18 protein-coding genes are annotated in these 19,046 nt (G+C 61.1%); 7 read left to right on the top strand and 11 right to left on the bottom strand.

What is annotated here, in order from left to right:
- Positions 1–3: 3 nt before the first annotated feature.
- The 7 genes from ACW4DH_RS11345 to lptF form a co-directional block, all read right to left on the bottom strand.
- Positions 4–1,227, bottom strand: coding sequence for a cation:proton antiporter domain-containing protein (locus tag ACW4DH_RS11345; protein ID WP_459636509.1), 1,224 nt, complete (start codon positions 1,225–1,227; stop codon positions 4–6).
- A gap of 267 nt (positions 1,228–1,494) precedes the next feature.
- Positions 1,495–1,971, bottom strand: a complete 477-nt coding sequence (bfr, locus tag ACW4DH_RS11340; protein WP_459636508.1) for a bacterioferritin — start codon at positions 1,969–1,971, stop codon at positions 1,495–1,497.
- A 346-nt stretch (positions 1,972–2,317) separates the two neighbouring features.
- Positions 2,318–2,620: a (2Fe-2S)-binding protein gene (locus ACW4DH_RS11335; protein ID WP_459636507.1), complete on the bottom strand. Its 303-nt coding sequence runs from the start codon at positions 2,618–2,620 to the stop codon at positions 2,318–2,320.
- Positions 2,621–2,685: 65 nt separating this feature from the next.
- Entirely contained in the window at positions 2,686–4,206 is a 1,521-nt protein-coding gene (gene exaC / locus ACW4DH_RS11330; protein WP_459636506.1) for an acetaldehyde dehydrogenase ExaC, read from the bottom strand.
- A gap of 185 nt (positions 4,207–4,391) precedes the next feature.
- Positions 4,392–4,832, bottom strand: a complete 441-nt coding sequence (locus ACW4DH_RS11325; protein WP_459636505.1) for an RDD family protein — start codon at positions 4,830–4,832, stop codon at positions 4,392–4,394.
- A gap of 45 nt (positions 4,833–4,877) precedes the next feature.
- A complete protein-coding gene (gene lptG / locus ACW4DH_RS11320; protein WP_459636504.1) occupies positions 4,878–5,942 on the bottom strand; it encodes an LPS export ABC transporter permease LptG in 1,065 nt (354 codons plus the stop codon).
- Positions 5,939–7,021, bottom strand: a complete 1,083-nt coding sequence (gene lptF, locus ACW4DH_RS11315) for an LPS export ABC transporter permease LptF (RefSeq protein WP_459636503.1) — start codon at positions 7,019–7,021, stop codon at positions 5,939–5,941. Before lptF ends, lptG begins: the two co-directional genes overlap by 4 nt.
- Before the next feature lie 222 nt (positions 7,022–7,243).
- Between lptF and ACW4DH_RS11310 the strand changes: the two genes are divergently transcribed.
- The 5 genes from ACW4DH_RS11310 (at position 7,244) to ACW4DH_RS11290 (ending at position 14,639) form a co-directional block, all read left to right on the top strand.
- On the top strand, positions 7,244–8,758 hold the full coding sequence (locus ACW4DH_RS11310) for a leucyl aminopeptidase (RefSeq protein WP_459636502.1): 1,515 nt from the start codon (positions 7,244–7,246) through the stop codon (positions 8,756–8,758).
- 295 nt (positions 8,759–9,053) lie between these two features.
- Entirely contained in the window at positions 9,054–10,169 is a 1,116-nt protein-coding gene (locus tag ACW4DH_RS11305) for a branched-chain amino acid aminotransferase (RefSeq protein ID WP_459636670.1), read from the top strand.
- Between the two features lie 124 nt (positions 10,170–10,293).
- Positions 10,294–10,719 (top strand): DNA polymerase III subunit chi, encoded by a 426-nt coding sequence (locus tag ACW4DH_RS11300; RefSeq protein ID WP_459636501.1) that lies wholly within the window; start codon positions 10,294–10,296, stop codon positions 10,717–10,719.
- 156 nt (positions 10,720–10,875) lie between these two features.
- A complete protein-coding gene (locus ACW4DH_RS11295) occupies positions 10,876–13,725 on the top strand; it encodes a valine--tRNA ligase (protein ID WP_459636500.1) in 2,850 nt (949 codons plus the stop codon).
- A gap of 209 nt (positions 13,726–13,934) precedes the next feature.
- Complete coding sequence (locus tag ACW4DH_RS11290) at positions 13,935–14,639, top strand: phosphatase PAP2 family protein (RefSeq protein ID WP_459636499.1); 705 nt, start codon at positions 13,935–13,937, stop codon at positions 14,637–14,639.
- Positions 14,640–14,654: 15 nt separating this feature from the next.
- On the opposite strand, the gene ACW4DH_RS11285 is transcribed toward ACW4DH_RS11290, so the two are convergent.
- The gene (locus ACW4DH_RS11285; protein WP_459636498.1) at positions 14,655–15,305 is read right to left on the bottom strand and encodes a GGDEF domain-containing protein; all 651 of its coding nucleotides are present in this window, start codon (positions 15,303–15,305) and stop codon (positions 14,655–14,657) included.
- Positions 15,306–16,271: 966 nt separating this feature from the next.
- Between ACW4DH_RS11285 and ACW4DH_RS11280 the strand changes: the two genes are divergently transcribed.
- Positions 16,272–16,676: a DoxX family protein gene (locus ACW4DH_RS11280; RefSeq protein WP_459636497.1), complete on the top strand. Its 405-nt coding sequence runs from the start codon at positions 16,272–16,274 to the stop codon at positions 16,674–16,676.
- A 16-nt stretch (positions 16,677–16,692) separates the two neighbouring features.
- Here ACW4DH_RS11280 and ACW4DH_RS11275 read toward each other — a convergent pair whose 3' ends face one another.
- From ACW4DH_RS11275 to ACW4DH_RS11265, 3 genes are all read right to left on the bottom strand, one after another.
- Positions 16,693–17,397 carry a uracil-DNA glycosylase family protein gene (locus ACW4DH_RS11275; protein ID WP_459636496.1) on the bottom strand — a complete coding sequence of 235 codons (705 nt, stop codon included), beginning with the start codon at positions 17,395–17,397 and terminating at the stop codon, positions 16,693–16,695.
- 64 nt (positions 17,398–17,461) lie between these two features.
- Complete coding sequence (locus ACW4DH_RS11270) at positions 17,462–17,902, bottom strand: VOC family protein (protein ID WP_459636495.1); 441 nt, start codon at positions 17,900–17,902, stop codon at positions 17,462–17,464.
- Between the two features lie 11 nt (positions 17,903–17,913).
- Entirely contained in the window at positions 17,914–18,396 is a 483-nt protein-coding gene (locus tag ACW4DH_RS11265) for a DUF411 domain-containing protein (protein WP_459636494.1), read from the bottom strand.
- A gap of 108 nt (positions 18,397–18,504) precedes the next feature.
- Between ACW4DH_RS11265 and ACW4DH_RS11260 the strand changes: the two genes are divergently transcribed.
- The gene (locus tag ACW4DH_RS11260; RefSeq protein WP_459636493.1) at positions 18,505–19,041 is read left to right on the top strand and encodes a DNA-3-methyladenine glycosylase I; all 537 of its coding nucleotides are present in this window, start codon (positions 18,505–18,507) and stop codon (positions 19,039–19,041) included.
- The last annotated feature ends 5 nt before the right edge of the window (positions 19,042–19,046 follow it).

Below are 19,046 nucleotides of genomic sequence, written 5' to 3'. Positions count from 1 at the left end.
CGTCTACGGACGCTGCCCTGTCTGCGAGCGGCCGTAAAGCCGGGCCAAAGGTGTTGCGCTCATGCCATGCAGCACCAGCGATACCAACACGACCAGGCTGCCAACCTTCCAGGCGATATCGTCTCCCGTCTTGGTGATGATCAACGAGGAGTAGTACAGCGCCGAGACCCCGATGGGGCCGAACCATCCGGCCAGACAGGCGGTACGCCAGTCCCGCCAGGGCCCGAGCAGCGGGCGAAGCGCGAGAATCACCGGCAAGCGCCGCAGCATGAACAGCGCGGCGATAAACCACACTCCATGGATTCCCAGGTCCGCCCATGCGTGCCAGGGGGCCATTACCCCCAGCAGTACGAATACCGGCAGCATGACCAGTTGATTGATGGTTTCCTGGAGGCTTTCGGCCTCACTGCGCTCATTACCGCCGACCTGCTGGTCGAAGGCCACCCCCGCGGCAAATACCGCCGACATGTTGGCCATGTCGAGCAACTTGCTCGCGCCCAGCACCAGCAAGGTCAGCGCGACGGTCAGCGAGAGAAACGACGGTTGATCGATCAAGTGACGACTTTCCGCCCAGCGCAGCGCGCGTCCCACGCCCAGCCCGAGCAAGATGCCCAGCACAACGCTGCCTCCCACCTCCCAGGGCAGCACGTGCAGCCACCATGTCGACCATGGCGCATCTCCCGGCCGGGTCAGCAGCACCGCGAGCATCATCACCGGATAGACCACGTTCACGCCCGATTCCATCGGCAGCATGTGCCGAAAGCCTCCCGGCATGTTGCGCCGGGCCACATCGCCCGAGACGATGGACGAGGCGACCACGCAATCGGTGGAAGCGATGCTGCTCGCCATCAGCAGAGCCACGATCAACGGTACCCCCAGCAGGACACTAGCGAGCCCCACACCGACCAGACACATGACCGGCATGACGATGCCGCCCAGGATCAGCGCTTCGCGCCAATGCATGAACAGATACCGCGGCGGCAGTCGCAGCGCCATGCTCATCAGGGTAATCCCCAGCGCCAACCGCGCAGCCTCCTCCATCAGACGCTGCGGATGCGGCCAGGTTGCCGAGTCCAACCACCCCAGCCCCAGCGGCCCGAGGGCAACTCCGACGCAAAAGGCCAATAGCGGAGGCGATTGCCAGGAGCGGTTCAAGAAACGGCTCAGCAAGCCCAACACCAGCACCACGCCGCCTATCGTGACTAACGCAATGTTCAATTCCGCCATGCGTCACTGCATCCCTGAGTGAGTTCTGTCTGCCCTGGCCAGGCGTGGTGCGCTGCGCGAGTATCCACACCCAAGGCGGCTTACGCAGTCTAGAACATGTTCGACTCGACAAGGCCCTGATATAGCCGCCGGAAGCCGTGGCCAGGAGTCAGCCGATGCGAAATGGCGCGGGTCGATACCAGACATGAAAAACCCGCCGCTTGTGACCAAGGGCGGGCGATCAGCGTACTCGGGCAGCGGATGGCTCCGCCCCGGCGCTAGCGCAACTTATCCTTCTTCGTTCATCTTATGCTGCATGTAGTTCTCGAGGCCAACCTTGTCGATCAGACCCAGTTCGGTTTCCAGATGATCGATATGCTCTTCTTCGTCGTCGAGAATGCTCTTGAACAAGTCACGGCTGACATAGTCGCGGACCTGCTCGCTGTAGGTGATCGCCTCGATCAGGTCGGCGCGGCCTTCGTGCTCGATCAGCAGATCGCTTTCGAGCATTTCTCGCGTGTTCTCGCCGATGTGCAGCTTGCCGAGATCCTGCAGATTGGGAAGGCCTTCCAGAAACAGGATGCGCTCGATCAGCCTGTCGGCGTGGTTCATTTCCTCGATGGACTCGCCATACTCCCACTTGGCCAAGCCCTTGAGACCCCAATCCTTGTACATCTTGGCATGCAGGAAATACTGATTGATGGCCACCAGCTCGTTGCCGAGGACGGTGTTGAGATGCTCGATAACCTTGGCGTCACCTTTCATGATTGCGCTCCCTTAACCTTACATAAATAACGGGCGCACGCTGGCGCACCCCTTCTGACCGATGAGGGGAGTATCGCGCAAAAACATGAAAAAGTCGAATTATGACAACATCTTGCAGCCATCTTCGCGCAACTGCGAAGCATTCACAATGTACGAAGCGTTAGCGGATGATAGCTCACATAAAAAGCAAACGATTCGCGCTGTATACGCAAGCCGCTGTTCTAGCGGCGAAGAGTCAAGCGTCTAGCGGCGAAGAGCCAAGCTTGCCCCCTATCGTGACACTATCGCGGCGGCCAAACGCAGATCCTCGGTCGCATAACCTGCAACAGGCCGTTGCAAAAATGGCTTAAACGGCATAGGCCAGATCCGAAGCCTCCATCAACTCGCGCGCCACCGCCTCATTGACGATCTTCTTGCCCAGGCAGGCACATTTACCACATTGCGTGGCACACCCGGTGCTTTGCTGGACTTCACGCCAGCTACGTGCGCCATCGTTGACAGTTTCGCGAATCGTGCGGTCGGTTACGCGCTTGCAGATGCAGACATACATCGGATCACCTCGCTCGTCTTTGCATAACGAATGTAAATGATTCGCATAAAGCATTGCAACTGCATTTTCGTCTAAATGAAAAATATTTATCGCTGCCATAAAAAACCCCGCCCAGGCGGGGTTGTGGCTCTGGCCCTACGGGCCGTGCATGCGCCTTGCGGGGCTCAATACAGTCCCATGGGATCGTCGCTGTAGGACACCAGCACGCACTTGGTCTGCTGGTAGTGGTCGAGCATCATCTTGTGGGTTTCGCGACCGATGCCCGACTTCTTGTAGCCGCCGAAGGCGGCATGCGCCGGGTATTGGTGATAGCAGTTGGTCCACACGCGCCCGGCCTGTATGCCGCGCCCCAGGCGGTAGGCACGATTCATGTCCCGACACCAGACACCGGCCCCCAGGCCGAACTGGGTGTCGTTGGCGATCGCCAGCGCCTCTGCCTCGTCACGGAAGGTGGTTACCGCCAGGGTCGGCCCGAAGATCTCTTCCTGAAAGACGCGCATGGTGTTCTTGCCCTTGAGCATGGTGGGCTGCACGTAAAAACCATTGGCCAGTTCACCTTCCATGTTGGCCCGTCCACCGCCGATCAGGCACTCGGCGCCCTCCTCGCGGCCGATATCCATGTAGGACAGGATCTTGTCGAACTGCTCCTGGGATACCTGGGCGCCGATCTGCGTGTCGGTATCCAGCGGATTGCCCTGACGGATGGTCTTGGCCTGCTCGATGGCCCGGGCTATGAATTCGTCGTAGATCGACTCGTGTACCAGCGCCCGCGAGGGACAGGTACACACTTCACCCTGATTGAAGAACGCCATCAGCAAACCTTCGATGCACTTGCTGGCGAAGGCATCGCCATGTGACAGCACATCCTCGAAATACAGGTTGGGCGATTTACCGCCCAGCTCCAGCGTCGCGGGGATAACGCGCTTGGCGGCGTTGGCCATGATGCGGCTGCCCACCGGGGTGGAGCCGGTGAAGGCGATCTTGGCAATGCCTTCATGAGTGGCCAGGGCCTCTCCGGCTTCCTCGCCGATGCCGTGGACCACGTTGAGCACCCCCGGCGGGATCAGGTCGCCGATCAGCTCGAGGAAGACGTTGATCGAGGCCGGAGTCTGCTCGGCAGGCTTGAGCACCACGCAGTTCCCCGCCGCCAACGCCGGCGCCAGCTTCCAGGCCGCCATCAGAATCGGAAAGTTCCAGGGGATGATCTGCCCCACCACGCCGTAGGGTTCGTGGTAGTGATAGGCCACGGTATGCTCGTCGATTTCGCTGATCCCGCCCTCCTGCGCGCGCAGGCAGCCGGCGAAATAACGGAAGTGATCGACCACTAGCGGAATATCGGCGGCCAGCGTCTCGCGTACCGCCTTGCCGTTGTCCCAGCTTTCGGCAATCGCCAGGCGTTCGATGTTCTGCTCGACCCGTTCGGCAATCTTGAGCAGCAGGTTGGCCCGCGCCGCGGGCGGTGTCTTGCCCCAGGCGGGAGCGGCCTTGTGCGCCGCCGCGACGGCTTTGTCGATATCCGCCGCGGACGAGCGAGGCATCTGGCAGAACACCTCCCCGGTCACCGGCGTGATGTTGTCGAGATAGCGGCCGTCGCTGGGTGCCACCCATTCGCCGCCGATAAAGTTTTCATAACGGGATTGGAATGCGATGACGGCGCCCTCGGCACCGGGACGAGCGTAGATCATGGCGAGTCTCCTTGTGGCCTGCAGCGCGCGATTGTTATGAGCCACGCGAACGCGAGGCGGCTGTTGCGCACCGCTTCTCAGCATGGCTGGCTTTGGCCACTTTTCCAGCCGTCGGCCCCTATCACTTCGTCTATTACCGAAGCCTCAAGCCCGTCGCCAGCCATGACCTGGCGATCACCGCCGCGCTATCGAGCGCCCTTGGGCAGCACCACGACCCGGGTTCCCGAGGCAATGTCATGCCAGCTGCGCTTCTCGCGGTCGAACAGCACCCAGAGATAGCCCAGGCCGAAGGCCAACAGCGAGACCCAGGCCACCATGAAACGCACCAGGCACTGGGGAAGCGTCAGGGAATGGCCCTCCACGCTCTGTACGCGAAGCCGCCAGGCCTGCATGCCCAAGGTCATGCCACTGCGCATCCAGAAGAAAGCGAAGAAGACGAAGCTCACGACGAACAGTGCGCTGTGCAGCAACGGGCTCTCGTTGGCCTCGCCATGATTGAGGGCCACGCCGATGAAGCCCACCAGCATCCACAAGGCGATCACGATGAGAAAATCATAGAGCACCGCGCCCAGGCGCCGTAGCAGTCCCGGTGGATAGGTATCGTCGAGATGCATGAAGCGCCGCATGGTCATACTCCTTGAAGGCCATCATGTTCGCCTGAAGACACGCTGTCAGCCAGTACGCCGCAGCATGGCGATCCCCAGCGCGAAGCTCGCCAGGGTCGGCACCAATACCGCCCAGGCCGGAGAGAAACCGAACATCATCGAGGCCGGCGCCAGCAGATCCTGGAGATACTTGAAGGTCAGCCCGACGATCACGCCGTAGAATACCCGCGTTCCTGCCGCCACGCTGCGCAGCGGCCCGAACACGAACGATGCCGCGACCAGTACCAACGCCGCCAGCGTCAGCGGCAGCAGTATCTTCTGCCAGAAGAACAGCAACGGCTGGGTCGCCTCCACGCCCTGGGATTTCAGGTACTGCGCATAGCGCCACAGCTCGCTGGGCGCCTGGCTGTCGACGGGACGCAGCAGGCGGTTGAGCTGGTCGGGTGATAGCGCGGTCTCCCAGGGCCGCGTCGTGTAATGTTCGCTGACAGTACCGTCCTGCATGAAACGGGTGACCTGCACGTCCTGAAGCTTCCAGCCACCATCACTCCACACCGCCCGCTCGGCGAATACCGCCTCGTCGAGCGTCGTCCCAGTGAAGTGGTAGCGGGTCAGGTTGAGCACGGTATCGTCGGCACGGATCGCCCCGAAACGATAGAAATCGTCTCCTTCGCGCTGCCAGCCGCCACGCTCGGTCAATATCGCGCCCTCGCCCTCGAGCTGCTCGAGCCGCCAGGCTTCGGCGTACTGCTCGGACGCTGGCGCGACGAACTCGCCCATCGCCATCGTCAGCAGAATGACCACACCCAGCGGCTTCATGACGCCCCACAGGATTCTTACCAGGGAACGACCGGCGGCGCGCATCACGGTCAGCTCATTGCTCGAAGCCATCGCTCCCAGGCCGATCAGAGCGCCGATCAGCACGCCGACCGGCACGTACTGATAGAAGCGCCAGGGCAGGCGCAGCATATGGTAAAGCAACACGTCCAGCGCACCGTAATTTCCCGCCACGTCGCCCAGGTCATTGATATACGAGATCACCAGATCGAGCCCCAGGATCAGCACCTGAACCACCAACATGGCCCCCAGCACGTTGCGTGCGATGTAGCGATCGAGACGATCTACCATCATGAGCGCGCTCCTCCCAGTTGGGCGCGGCGCATCAGCCACACACCCAATAGCAGATAGACGGCATGGATCGGCCACATGCCGATGCTTACCGGCAAGGCGCCGCGCTCGATGGCATCCTGAGCGGCGAGTAGCAGGCTCAGGTAACTGATATGCAGGAAGATCGCCGGCAGCAACTTGGCAAAACGCCCCTGGCGGGGGTTGACCCGGGCCAGCGGCAGCGCCAGCAGGGTCAGAATCGGCACCATCAGCGGCAGCGCCAGGCGCCACTGCAGCGTCGCCCGCGCTTCAAGGGTATCGCTGGCGAGCAGGCCGCGAGTGCTGGTGAGCTCCGCAGCGTCCAGCTCGGCCATCTCATCGCCCCGCGACAACCGTACGGCATACGTCTCGAACTGCAGTCGTTCGGCGATGCGGTTGCCTGGCTCGACGCTGTAGCGCTCGCCGTCGGTCAGCACGAGAAAGCGGCTGCCGGTGTCGCTGTCGACGGTCTGGTAGCCGCCTGCGGCCCGTGTGACCACCGCTTCGGGAATGCCGTCGCCGCGCTCCTGGCGCTCGCTGATAAACACCCCTTCCATGCGCGACTGGTCGTCGCTGAGATTTTCGGTATAGGCGGTCCGCCCGCCGCCGAGCCCCTGAAAACGCCCCGGCGCCAGTACCGAGAAATCCAGCTGGCTCTTTTGCTCTTCCAGCATCACTTCATTGTGCCGGGCACCCGCCGGTGTCAGCCATAGGCTGCAGACTCCGACCACCACCGCGATCAGCAATGCCGGCAGCAGCGTCACGCGCAGCAGGCGGTTGGGGCTGATGCCACAGGCCACCAGAACGGTGATCTCGCTATTGAGATAGAGCTGGCCGTATGCCAACAGTATCGCCAGGAAGAATGCCAGCGGCAGAATCAGCTGCATGAACCCGGGCAGGTGATAGAGCATCAGGGTGCCGAGAATACTGGCGGGAATGTCGCCCTCGGCCGCCTGACTGAAATAGCGGATGAAACGGCTGCCCATGATCACCAGCAACAGCACGCCGGCCACGGCGGCCATGGTGGTGAGAATCTCGCGTGTCAGATAACGGAATACGATCAATCTTCTCTCCCGGGTCGGCTTCCGGCGCTCAAGACAGCTTCCATGAAGACACCGAGTGTCCTGCGTGGCAATCCCTGCGTGCGCTTCATGCATTGCCGCGTGGCTTTGCGTACACTGAGGACATTCGGCGCCGGCGACGTGCCGGCATTATCCAGAATCCACGCACAGTTGTCTCGCGAAGAGACCGTAGCGTGGCTGAAGCCTTTGTCGTGTGGAGATGTCATGGAATTTCCCGTACTCACCGTTAATCCCGCCAAGGTCGAAACGGCTTGTCTCGTGGTTCCGGTGTTCAAGGACGGCGATCTGTTGCCGGTAGCCGACAAGCTCGATGACGCCAGCGAGCGGCTGATCGGACAGTTGATCGAACGCGGCGATTTCGATCCCGGACTCGGCAACGTTCAATTGGTGCCCTTCGCACCGGGACTCGGCGCCGAACGTCTGTTGCTGGTGGGGCTGGGTGAACGTGGCAAATGCCACGAGGGGACCTTGATCAAGGCGCTGGATACTGCCTTCGCCGCCCTGATCAAACTGCCGAGCGACGAGGTGACCGTCGCCTTTACCGACATCCCCATCGAGGAGCGCACCAGCGATTGGAAGGCCCGTATGACCAGCGAGGCCGCCCTGCGTGCCGTTTACCGCTTCACCCAGTTCAAATCAGCGCCGGGGCCGGCCCCGCGCCTGAACCGAGTGGCACTGCTGATCAGTGACACCAACGATGTCCAGGCTATCGAACAGGGCGTCAAGACCGGCGCCGCCATCGGCGCCGGCGTCAATCTGGCCCGCACCTTGGGCAACCTGCCCGGCAACGTCTGTACCCCACGCTATCTTGCCAGCCAGGCCGAACTGCTCGGCAAACAGTCCAACGGGGCACTGGGCGTCGACATCCTCGACGAAGCGGCACTCGAGGCGCTGGGCGCACGTTCGCTGCTCTCGGTAGGCCGTGGCAGCGACGAGCCGTCGCGCCTGATCGTGATGCACTACCACGGCGCCGATGATCGCCAGGAAGCTCCGCATGTGCTGGTCGGCAAGGGGATTACCTTCGATACCGGCGGCATTTCGCTCAAGCCCGGCGCCGACATGGACGAGATGAAGTTCGATATGTGCGGCGCGGCCAGCGTATTCGGCACCGTCCAGGCACTGCTCGCGCTCAAGCCCAAGATCAACGTGGTCGCCATCGTCGCCGCCGCCGAAAACATGCCCGACGGACGGGCCACCAAGCCGGGCGATATCATCGAGACCCTCAAGGGGCTGACCGTCGAGGTGCTCAATACCGACGCCGAAGGCCGCCTGGTGCTGTGCGACGCCTTGACCTACGCCGAGCGTTTCGAGCCGGCCAGCGTGGTCGATATCGCCACCCTGACCGGCGCCTGCGTCATCGCCCTTGGCGCCCACGCCACCGGCCTGTTCTCCAACGATGACGACCTCGCCCTCGACCTGCTGGAAGCGGGTGAAACCGCCTGGGACCGTGCCTGGCACATGCCGTTGTGGGACGAATACCAGGGCCAGCTCGACTCCAACTTCGCCGATCTGGCCAACATCGGCGGGCGCCCGGCCGGTGCCATCACCGCCGCCTGCTACCTGTCCCGCTTTGCCGATAGCTACCCCTGGGCGCATCTCGATATCGCCGGCACCGGCTGGGTCTCGGGCAAGCAGAAAGGTGCCAGCGGACGCCCGGTGGGGCTGCTGACTCAATACCTGCTCGACCGGGAACTCGAACTCCAAAGCATCGCCGAGTAAGCGCCGGGCGAGCATTTCACGCCGGACTTTCTCGGCGTGAGGTGCTTGTGTCATGCTTACCCTCTGCCCACGAACCACCGATCCGCTGCACGGTGTTGTTCCCATCGTGCATCTCGGGACTCATGCCCCCGACGGGATGCCGGGCGCCGCCAGGCAGCGCGACATGGCGGTAAATCGGCTTGTCTGTCGATTGCCGAGGGACTTCGTCCTGGCTATGCGCCCCGCCGGTGCGGGTGACGATCGTGAACAGGTTGTAGGGGGTTTTCGGGTCACCTTGTCTATCTGCAATGCAGCCATGGAGAATGCAACTGTGTCCATACCAGGCTTTGGCTTGAAGCCCAACGCCAATCCCACCGATGCGAACGTACGTGCGGAAATTCTGGCAAACCCCGGCTTCGGCCGTTTCTTTACCGATCACATGGCACATGTTCGCTGGACGCTGGACGATGGCTGGCATAGTGGCGAAATTCGCCCCTATGGCCCGCTGACCCTCGATCCAGCCGCTTCGGTGTTGCACTACGCTCAAGAGATCTTCGAGGGCGTCAAGGCCTACCGTCATGCCGACGGCTCGGTGTGGACCTTTCGTCCCGAGAAGAACGCTGCGCGCTTTCGTGCCTCGGCACGGCGCCTGGCACTGCCCGAGCTCGATACCGACACGTTCATTGGCTCGTTGAAGGCGTTGGTCGCCCAGGACATCGATTGGGTGCCGACACCCGCCAGCGAGGCCGAGGAATCGAGCCTGTATCTGCGTCCGTTCATGATCGCCAGTGAGAAATTCCTTGGCGTACGCCCCTCGAAGGAGGTCGATTACTACGTGATTGCCTCGCCGGCGGCGGCCTATTTCAAGGGCGGCGTCAAGCCGGTATCGATCTGGCTGTCGTCGAAGTACAACCGCGCCGCGCCCGGTGGCACCGGCTTTGCCAAGTGCGGCGGCAATTATGCTGCGTCGCTGACGGCACAGGCGGAAGCCTCCGCTCACGGCTGCGACCAGGTGGCGTTTCTCGATGCGGTAGAAAACAAGTGGGTGGAAGAACTCGGCGGCATGAACCTGTTCTTCGTCTTCAGCGATGGCCGCATCGTCACGCCCGCACTCACCGGGACCATCCTCGAAGGGGTGACGCGCGACTCCGTGCTGCAACTGGCCAAGGATGCGGGACTCAAGCCCGAAGAACGTCAGATCAGCATCGATGAGTGGCGTGAAGGCATCGCCTCGGGCGAGATCAGCGAGGTATTCGCCTGTGGCACCGCCGCCGTCATCACGCCGATCGGCGAACTGGTCAGTGATACCGAGCGCATGTCCTGCACCTCCGGCAGTGGTGGCGAGGTCGGCAAGGCGCTGCGCAAGCGGCTGCTCGATATCCAGTATGGGCGCAGCGAAGACACGCATGACTGGTTGATGCGTCTCGCCTGAGCGGTTTTGCCGGGCCCTCTGCTCCGGTTGCCGTCGTTCGCGACAAGCATCCGGAGCGGTACCACCCGCAGTATGATTCAGGCACGTACGCTGGCGATCGACACTGCTCCTGCATTGGTGACCCATGACCCGTATCGATTTCTATATCCTCTCCGATACCACCCTGGACGCCCGGCTCGATTTCGCCTGCCGGCTGGCCGAAACCATCCATCGCAAGGGGTATCGGCTGCACGTGCATGCCGAAGACGAGGCGATGGCACGCGCTTTCGACGAGCGGTTATGGACCTTTCGCGCGGACAGCTACGTCCCTCACGGTCTGCTGGCCGACGCCCTCGAGCCGCCGCCCCCGGTGACCATCGGCTGGGACACTCCACCCGAGCCGGGCATCGAAGCCATGCTCAACCTGCACCCCGAGATTCCCGAATGGTTCTCGCGCTTCGAGCGGGTCGCCGAGATCATCAATCAGCATCAGGACGTACTGACCACCAAGCGCGCCTGCTGGCAGACCTACAAGAAGCGCGGCTATCCGGTGAAGGCGCACAACCTGTAGGCTGACGCTCGGCAGTCTCCCTAAATCGATATCCCTCATCCATGACAGCGTCGGGCGGCGTGCGACGCGCAACGCCGGGCGCTATAATCAGCCCCATTTCGCGATTCACGCCAGTCAGGCCGTGGTCAGCGCCATCCTTCTCAGTCAGAGCTCGCAATGGACAAGACCTACCAACCCGAACAGATCGAAACCCGCTGGTATCAACGCTGGGAGGCTGACAACCGCTTCGCGCCGTCCGGCGAGGGCCAGCCCTTTTCGATCATGATCCCGCCGCCCAATGTCACCGGCAGCCTGCACATGGGGCATGCGTTCCAGGACACCATCATGGATACGCTGATTCGCTGGCGACGCATGCAGCAGCGCAACACACTCTGGCAGGTGGGTACCGACCACGCCGGCATCGCCACGCAGATGCTGGTCGAGCGCAAGCTGGCGGCCGAAACCGGCCAGTCGCGCCATGATCTGGGTCGAGAGGCGTTCATCGACAAGGTCTGGGAGTGGAAGAAGGAGTCCGGGGGACATATCACCCGTCAGTTGCGGCGCATGGGCGCCAGCGTCGACTGGAGCCGCGAACGCTTCACCATGGACGATGGCTTCTACAAGGCGGTGCAGGAGGTCTTCGTCCGCCTGTTCGACGAGGGCCTGATCTACCGCGGCAAACGTCTGGTCAACTGGGACCCGACCCTGCACACCGCGATCTCCGACCTGGAAGTGGAGAACCGCGAGCAGCAGGGCCAGTTCTGGCATTTCCGCTACCCGCTCGCCGACGGCGTGACCACCGATGACGGCAAGAGTTACCTGGTGGTCGCCACCACCCGTCCCGAGACCCTGCTCGGCGACACCGGCGTGGCGGTCAATCCCGAGGATCCGCGCTATGCCTCGCTGGTCGGCAAGTTCATCGAGCTGCCGCTGGTCGGCCGCCGTATCCCCATTGTCGCCGACGAACACGCCGACATGGAGAAAGGTTCCGGCTGCGTGAAGATCACCCCGGCGCATGACTTCAACGACTATGAGGTCGGCAAGCGCCAGGGCCATGTCCTGATCAACGTGTTTTCCAAGGATGCCACGATCCTCGAGCACGCCGAAATCTTCGACCTCCAGGGTCAGCCGCTGCCCGATGAGGACGCCACCCTGCCGGCGGCCTATGCCGGACTCGGTCGCTTCGCCGCACGCGACAAGATCGTCGCCGACATGGATGCCCAGGGCCTGCTCGAACAGGTCGAGACCATCAACAACACTCTGCCGTACGGCGACCGCTCCGGCGACGTCATCGAGCCGCTGCTCACCGATCAGTGGTTCGTCGCCGTGGAAAGTCTGGCCAAGCCGGCCATCGCCGCAGTCGAAAACGGCGATATCCAGTTCGTGCCCAAGAGCTACGAGAACATGTACTTCGCCTGGATGCGCGATCTGCAGGACTGGTGTATCTCGCGCCAGCTGTGGTGGGGGCATCGCATTCCCGCCTGGTACGACCCCGAAGGGAATGCGTATGTCGCCCGCGACGAGGCGGAGGCACGGGAAAAATACGGTCTGGCACCGGATATCGTGCTGGCTCAGGACGACGACGTTCTCGACACTTGGTTCAGCTCGGGCCTGTGGACCTTCGGCACGCTGGGCTGGCCCGAAAGGACTCCGGAACTCGCCACCTTCCACCCCTCCAGCGTACTGGTCACCGGCTTCGATATCATCTTCTTCTGGGTCGCGAGGATGATCATGCTGACACTGAAGTTCACCGGTGAGGTGCCGTTCAGGCAGGTCTACGTACACGGCCTGGTACGCGACAGCCAGGGCCAGAAGATGTCCAAGTCCAAGGGCAATGTACTCGATCCCATCGACCTGATCGACGGCATCGACCTGGAGACGCTGGTCGACAAGCGTACCGGCAACATGATGCAGCCGCAGCAGGCCAAGAAGATTGCGAAAGCGACTCGCGCCGAGTTCAGCGAAGGTATCGAGCCTCATGGGACCGATGCGCTGCGCTATACCTTCTTGTCGCTGGCTTCCACCGGGCGCGACGTCAAGTTCGACATGGGGCGTCTCGATGGTTTCCGCAACTTCTGCAACAAGCTGTGGAATGCCTCACGCTACGTGCTGATGAACACCGAAGGCGAAGACGTCGGCCTGAACGGCCAGGACATCGAGCTGTCACTGGCCGACCGCTGGATCGTCTCGCGCCTGCAGCAGACCGAAGCCCAGGTGACCAAGGCCCTGGAGGAGTTCCGCTTCGATCACGCTTCACAGGCGCTCTACGAGTTCGTCTGGAACGAATACTGCGACTGGTACCTGGAACTCTCCAAGCCGGTGCTGTGGGACGAGGCCGCCGCTTCCGAGGCCAAGCGCGGCACACGACGCACGCTGGTACGCGTGCTCGAGGCCATCCTGCGTCTGGCCCATCCGATGATGCCCTACATTACCGAAGAGATCTGGCAGCGCGTGGCGCCGCTGGCGGGCAGGACAAGTGGCGACGGCTCGGATTCGATCATGAACCAGCCCTGGCCGCAGGCCGAGTCCGACAGGATCGACGAACAGGCGACCCAGGATATCGAATGGCTCAAGGGCGTGATCGTCGCCGTGCGCAACATTCGCGCCGAGATGAATATCGCTCCCGGCAAGCCGCTCACCGCCCTGCTGACGAAGGGCAGCGACAGCGACCGCCAGCGGCTGGAGGCCAACCGCCCCTTTCTCGCCAAGCTGGCCAAGCTGGAAAGCGCCACCTGGCTCGAGGTCGCCGATCAGGCCCCGCTGAGCGCCATTCAGCGCGTCGGCGAGATGGAAGTGCTGGTGCCGATGGCCGGCTTGATCGACAAGGATGCCGAGCTGGCGCGCCTGGCCAAGGAGATCGACAAGCAGGACAAGCTGATCATGGGCGTCGAGAAGAAACTCGGCAATGAGAGCTTCATTGCCAAGGCCCCGGCGGCAGTCGTCGAAAAGGAACAGGCCAAGCTCAAGGAGGCCCAGAGCACGCGCGATCTGCTGCTCGGACAGCGCGACAAGATCGAAGCACTGTAATCCGGCAGCTCTCCCTTTTCACCGTCTCCCGATCAACCGAAGCCGCCTGCGGGCGGCTCTTTCATGCAGAGTTTCCTTCCGGGCATGCCCTTTTCCAGACCTCACCGCTTCAGGCACAGCGGCAATTGAGCGCACCCAACAGAAACACTGTTCACTGATAGATTACTTAAAAGTAATATAGAGAAATTCTCCCTGTCGGGTTATTCATCATGCAATCCCGCAAGATATTGCTGCTCAATACTCTTGGCCTATCGCTCATCGTGACTTGGTGGCTGCCTTATCTAACCGTCTGGTCACGTCTTGACGATGGTATATTCTGGTTCTTCAACCAATTCGTCACTGTCGATCACCGGCACTGGACAGAGGTACTGGCCTTCCTCAACCTGAGGATCTTCGACGCTATTGCCTTCGGCGTCATGGCATTGCTGTTTCTCATCGCCGGTATGCGCGACAAGACACCGGGGCGCATTTGGCGCTGGTTCGGCATCGGCCTGACCATGCTGGTCACGGCAGCCTTACTGGCACTGTTCACGACCAAAGGAATCCGTTACGGCCATCCCAGCCCAACGCTGGTTTTCGAGAATGCCCACCGCCTGACCGATATCGTCTCCATTCCCGCCAAGGATGCCTCGCGTAACAGCTTCCCCGGGGATCACGGCTTGATGCTGATGGTGTTTGCCGCTTTCATGCTGCGCTTCAGCGGCCGCATGATCGGCACGCTGAGCATCATGTTCGTCGTGCTCCTGAGCGCGCCGCGGATCATGGTCGGCGCGCACTGGTTCAGTGACGTCTACATGGGAGCGCTCGCCATCGCCCTGATGGTTCTCCCCTGGATCCTTTATACGCCCGTGGCAGTATGCTGTGTTAGGCGCATCGTCACGATTGCCCATCGCCTGCATCTGCCCTTCGCTTGACAGCCATCGGCATCCTCAGAAGCATTGATACTGAGACACGCCTTGAGCGAGCCGTCCCTTGATGTCCTGCTTGTCTCCGTCCCAAGGGCCGGCTTCATGGCCTTCGGCCACCAGCTGATCGCGCCCTGACGACTTGGCGGCATACAGGCGTCGATCGGCCAAATCTATCATCTCACTGAGCTGCGTGGCCTCCCGCGAAAGTGCCAGCCCCATGGAGAGTGTCACCGGCAGCGTCAGTTTCTGCAGTCGACAGGGTTGCTGCGCCAGGCCTTGGCGTAGCCGGGAGGCCACCATCAACGCCTCCTCGCGCCCGGTCCCGGGTAATATCACCAGGAACTCCTCCCCCCCGACTCTGCCCAGCAGGTCGCCTTCACGCAGCGTCTTTTTCAAGATCATCGCCAGATGGCGCAACACTTCATCTCCGGCAGAATGGCCATGATTGTCATTGACGGCCTTGAAATGGTCGGCATCGAGCAACAGCAGCGCGAACCCCGCGCCTCGCTGGCAGTGCTCCCCGGCCAGCTCGAAAACGGCCCGTCGGTTGAGTACGCCGGTCAGCGAATCGTGCGAGGCATCCACTCGATAGCGCTTTTCGGTGCGCGCAGTAATGACATACAGTTGAACAACAATAAACGAGAACAGCAGAAACACGGAACCTAGATTCACGCTTTGCAGGATTTCTCTCGAGATGGCGTCGTGCTGCCAACGGGGCATCATAAAATGAGAATAATGCATCGAGCATAGCGCCAGAACCAATAAAGCTAAACTCAGGCCCAGTTTGGCGCGGCGCCGTAGATCGCTGATGAGCAACTCGAAGAGGATAACAAAAAAGTAATAATCGGCGCCGGCCCCGAGCATTATGGTGCTGATCGCAATCAGCACGGTAACGCCAAGAAGCTGTACCATAAGGGCTGAGGTGCACGACCCGCGCCGATGCAGGAGCAGTGCTACGAGATTGAGCGCGATGCTCATCAAGTTCAAATTAAGCAGCAGATCCGAATCCAGCCATACAATAATCGGTATATAGAAAACATGCGCTAGTGTCGCCACTAGGTAAATACGAACGAAAATTTCATAATTGCGACGATATTCGAGAGGCACCGGCACGGGAGCCCGAAAGAATTGCTGCCAAGCATCTCCCAGGAACCTAATTACGTTATTCATTTGGCTTTCCTCTACATCCCGCCAGACGTTGACAGCTAATCTTTAGTATTGTCGATGCGCGATTTTCCAATAGGCCGCCGTAGCGGCAGCCTGCCACTAGAAAAGCTCATTGGGCCGGCCTGTTGTACGACAGGCATAGACAAGAGTCAAAGCATAGCTACCTAGAGCTGGGTATCTATATTGATGTTCTCACAAGGCGCACGAGGCTTTTATATGATAAAATAATTCACATAATCAGCTATCACACCGACAATTATAATGTTTATTGCATTGCATATCCTGGATAATTGGATAAAGCCAAGCTGCATTAGCTCCGTGTGGGCCGGCCGTTTTTTTCAAATTGATTACCTGTCTGAAATATACGACTAGAGAACATTACTCTATCTTTCAAGCGCCTGCCCTTGACCAGTGGCGCCAAGTGCCACGGCGCGACATTATGGCACCTGGTGCATACTATGGAGAAACTCGATGCGGCCACTTTGGCATCATGACGATCTGGGAAAGCTCATCCTGCGCTTGGCGGTAGGAGGCCTGATCCTGCTGCACGGCATTTCAAAGCTGCTCGACCCCGGCAGCCTCAACAGTATCGGCAGCATGCTGGAAGCCTATGGGCTTCCCGCTTTTCTAGCCTATGGCGTGCTGATCGGTGAACTGGTCGCTCCTGTGATGGCCATACTCGGCTGGCAGGCCCGGCTCGGCGCATTGCTGATGGCCGGCAACATGCTGGTGGCGATTGTACTGGTCCATGTCCCGCAACTGCTGACCCTCACGGGACAGGGCGGCTGGGCCCTGGAACTTCAGGGCATGTTCTTCTGCGGGGCACTGGCCATCATGTTCCTCGGTAGCGGACGACTGGCCCTGCGCCCCGATTAAGACTAGCCCCCAGGGCCTAAGGTCGGCCTGAAGAATCGGCGAGTCGCCCCGCCACGTCCCAGGCCTCGAGACGCTGTTTCAGCAGATCGGGAAAGCGTTTGAACCAGGTCTGGTTAAGGGGAGAGGGGTGAGGCAGCGGGGCGAGGCGGAATTGCGCCTCGCGCCCATCCTCAAGTACTAGCGAAGTGGCATGACAGGCGCTGAAGCGGTCTTCCCGGGTCCAGAACGCCTCCAGCGCCTGACGGACCTCGCGCGGCTGGTTGATGCCAAACCACAGGAAGGCCTCGCGCCCCATCGTGATCAGCTCGCGCCCCTGCCACTCATCGACCAGCACCTTGGCCATGAGTGGCTGAAAACGCTTCTTGACCGCCATCGACCACGCCTTGTTGCCCGCGGGCTTGTAGGGCACGGTATTGGCCCAGAAAAATGGCCGTCCGACGTCAAGCGAGGCGGCGAAATCGGGCAACTCCTCGCCGTGGAGGTGGCGATACAGCGCCGCCCGCACCTTCTGGCCGCCACTGCCCACGAAGGGCTCGCCATGCTCGACCTCCTGGCGCCCCGGATCGCGGCCGAAAAACCCTAGCGGGGCGTCACTCGGGCCCACGCCGATGATCGGCTCCAGCGGATCCTTGCCATACTTCTCATACACCGCACTGTCCCGGCCTTCGAGCAGACGGGCTTCATGGCGAAAAGCCTCACGTAGGGTCTCATCCAGCGCCATGTTTTCCTCCCTGATCAGGTGACTCGCATCTCCCTTGCGCTCGCCCGGCTAGCGGACGTCGGCGTTACCAACTGCCGGTGTTCTCCATCGATGCCCATGGCTCCTGCGGCTCAAGGGGCTGGTCTTTTTGCAGCAACTCGATGGAAATGCCATCAGGTGAGCGCACAAAGGCCATATGACCGTCACGCGGTGGGCGGTTGATGGTGACGCCGCCCGCCTGAAGCTTGTCGCACAAGGCATAGATATCCTCGACACGATAGGCCAGATGGCCGAAGTTGCGCCCGCCGGTGTAGGTTTCGGGATCCCAGTTATAGGTCAGCTCGACCATCGGTGCCTTGTCCTCACGGGCCCGCGCCTCGTCATCCGGCGCGGCCAGGAAGACCAAGGTGAAGCGGCCCTTGTCATTCTCGATGCGGCTGACTTCCCTGAGTCCCAACAGGTTGCAGTAAAAGTGCAGCGAGGCGTCGAGATCGGCGACACGCACCATGGTGTGCAGATATTGCATCAAGATTCTCCTTACTCGTGAATATGGCGCTCGAAGACTCGGGCTTCATTGCCGCCAGCGTTCCAAGCATAGACGTTATAATCGTCGAATCGACCGGTTTCCATGCCCGGCGACCCCTGGGGCATGCCCGGTACGGCGAGCCCCTCGATATCGGCATCCATCTCCAGCAGACGCTGAATGTCGGTAGCTGGCACATGGCCCTCGATCACGTAACCTTCGATCATCGCAGTATGACAAGAAGCCAATCCGGCAGGGACGCCATGCTCGGCCTTGATCGCAGGCATGTTGCGCTCTTCGTGGGTATGGACCGTAAAACCGGCGGACTCGAGGTGTTCGACCCAAGCGGAGCAACAGCCGCAGTAGGGATCCTTCCAGATCTCGGCGACCGGCCCGGCCCAGGCGACACCGGCCACCAGACCCAATGTCAATGTGGCCAACGCCTGGCGCCATCGACCGGAAAACGCGGGAAAAAAATCGTTGCAGCGTATTACCATATCGACTCTCGCTTTTTCTATCTCAGTGAATTGCGGCATCATGCGTGACACTATTGTTCCAATCATCCGTCAGGCTGGAGCCGGACCCGCTCATTATAGAGGCATCGCATGGCCGATTACTGTGATCTGGCACCTTCTCATCCGGTCCATGGGCCCTACCATGATGGCGAATACGGTTTTCCCGTGAATGATGACGACCAACTGTTCGAGCGCCTGGTTCTGGAGATCAACCAGGCGGGGCTATCTTGGCTGACGGTACTCAAGAAGCGTCAGGCATTCCAGGCAGCATTCGACCAGTTCCGCATTGCCCGGGTCGCGGCCTATGGCGAGAAGGAGCGTGAACGGCTACTCCATGACGCCGGCATCATTCGCAACCGGCGCAAGATCGACGCCGCGATCCACAATGCCGTCGTCATTCAGGCACTACAGTGCGAACATGGTAGCTTTCAGGCGTGGCTCGAGCACCATCATCCGCTCACTCTCCCCGAGTGGGTACGCCTGTTCAAGCGCACCTTCCGCTTTACCGGCCCGGAAATCGTCAATGAGTTCCTGATGAGCACCGGCTATCTGCCCGGGGCCCACCGCGACGATTGCCCGACATATTCCAGAGTCATGGCGTGTCGTCCCGCCTGGGCCGGCACATGACGCCC

The sequence above is a fragment of the Halomonas sp. WWR20 genome (assembly GCF_054602495.1).
Note: the sequence above shows the minus strand (reverse complement) of the source record. Positions and strands in the feature narration are given on the sequence as shown.

Bases quoted from the DNA above. Each gene is read 5' to 3' on its own strand.
- exaC (WP_459636506.1), bottom strand. From the start codon at position 4,206: ATGATCTACGCTCGTCCCGGTGCCGAGGGCGCCGTCATCGCATTCCAA.
- ACW4DH_RS11325 (WP_459636505.1), bottom strand. From the start codon at position 4,832: ATGCGGCGCTTCATGCATCTCGACGATACCTATCCACCGGGACTGCTA.
- ACW4DH_RS11270 (WP_459636495.1), bottom strand. From the start codon at position 17,902: ATGCAATATCTGCACACCATGGTGCGTGTCGCCGATCTCGACGCCTCG.
- ACW4DH_RS11280 (WP_459636497.1), top strand. From the start codon at position 16,272: ATGCGGCCACTTTGGCATCATGACGATCTGGGAAAGCTCATCCTGCGC.
- ACW4DH_RS11260 (WP_459636493.1), top strand. From the start codon at position 18,505: ATGGCCGATTACTGTGATCTGGCACCTTCTCATCCGGTCCATGGGCCC.
- ACW4DH_RS11335 (WP_459636507.1), bottom strand. From the start codon at position 2,620: ATGGCAGCGATAAATATTTTTCATTTAGACGAAAATGCAGTTGCAATG.
- ACW4DH_RS11300 (WP_459636501.1), top strand. From the start codon at position 10,294: ATGACCCGTATCGATTTCTATATCCTCTCCGATACCACCCTGGACGCC.
- ACW4DH_RS11305 (WP_459636670.1), top strand. From the start codon at position 9,054: ATGGAGAATGCAACTGTGTCCATACCAGGCTTTGGCTTGAAGCCCAAC.
- ACW4DH_RS11295 (WP_459636500.1), top strand. From the start codon at position 10,876: ATGGACAAGACCTACCAACCCGAACAGATCGAAACCCGCTGGTATCAA.
- ACW4DH_RS11310 (WP_459636502.1), top strand. From the start codon at position 7,244: ATGGAATTTCCCGTACTCACCGTTAATCCCGCCAAGGTCGAAACGGCT.
- ACW4DH_RS11275 (WP_459636496.1), bottom strand. From the start codon at position 17,397: ATGGCGCTGGATGAGACCCTACGTGAGGCTTTTCGCCATGAAGCCCGT.
- ACW4DH_RS11345 (WP_459636509.1), bottom strand. From the start codon at position 1,227: ATGGCGGAATTGAACATTGCGTTAGTCACGATAGGCGGCGTGGTGCTG.
- bfr (WP_459636508.1), bottom strand. From the start codon at position 1,971: ATGAAAGGTGACGCCAAGGTTATCGAGCATCTCAACACCGTCCTCGGC.
- ACW4DH_RS11265 (WP_459636494.1), bottom strand. From the start codon at position 18,396: ATGGTAATACGCTGCAACGATTTTTTTCCCGCGTTTTCCGGTCGATGG.
- ACW4DH_RS11290 (WP_459636499.1), top strand. From the start codon at position 13,935: ATGCAATCCCGCAAGATATTGCTGCTCAATACTCTTGGCCTATCGCTC.
- lptG (WP_459636504.1), bottom strand. From the start codon at position 5,942: ATGATGGTAGATCGTCTCGATCGCTACATCGCACGCAACGTGCTGGGG.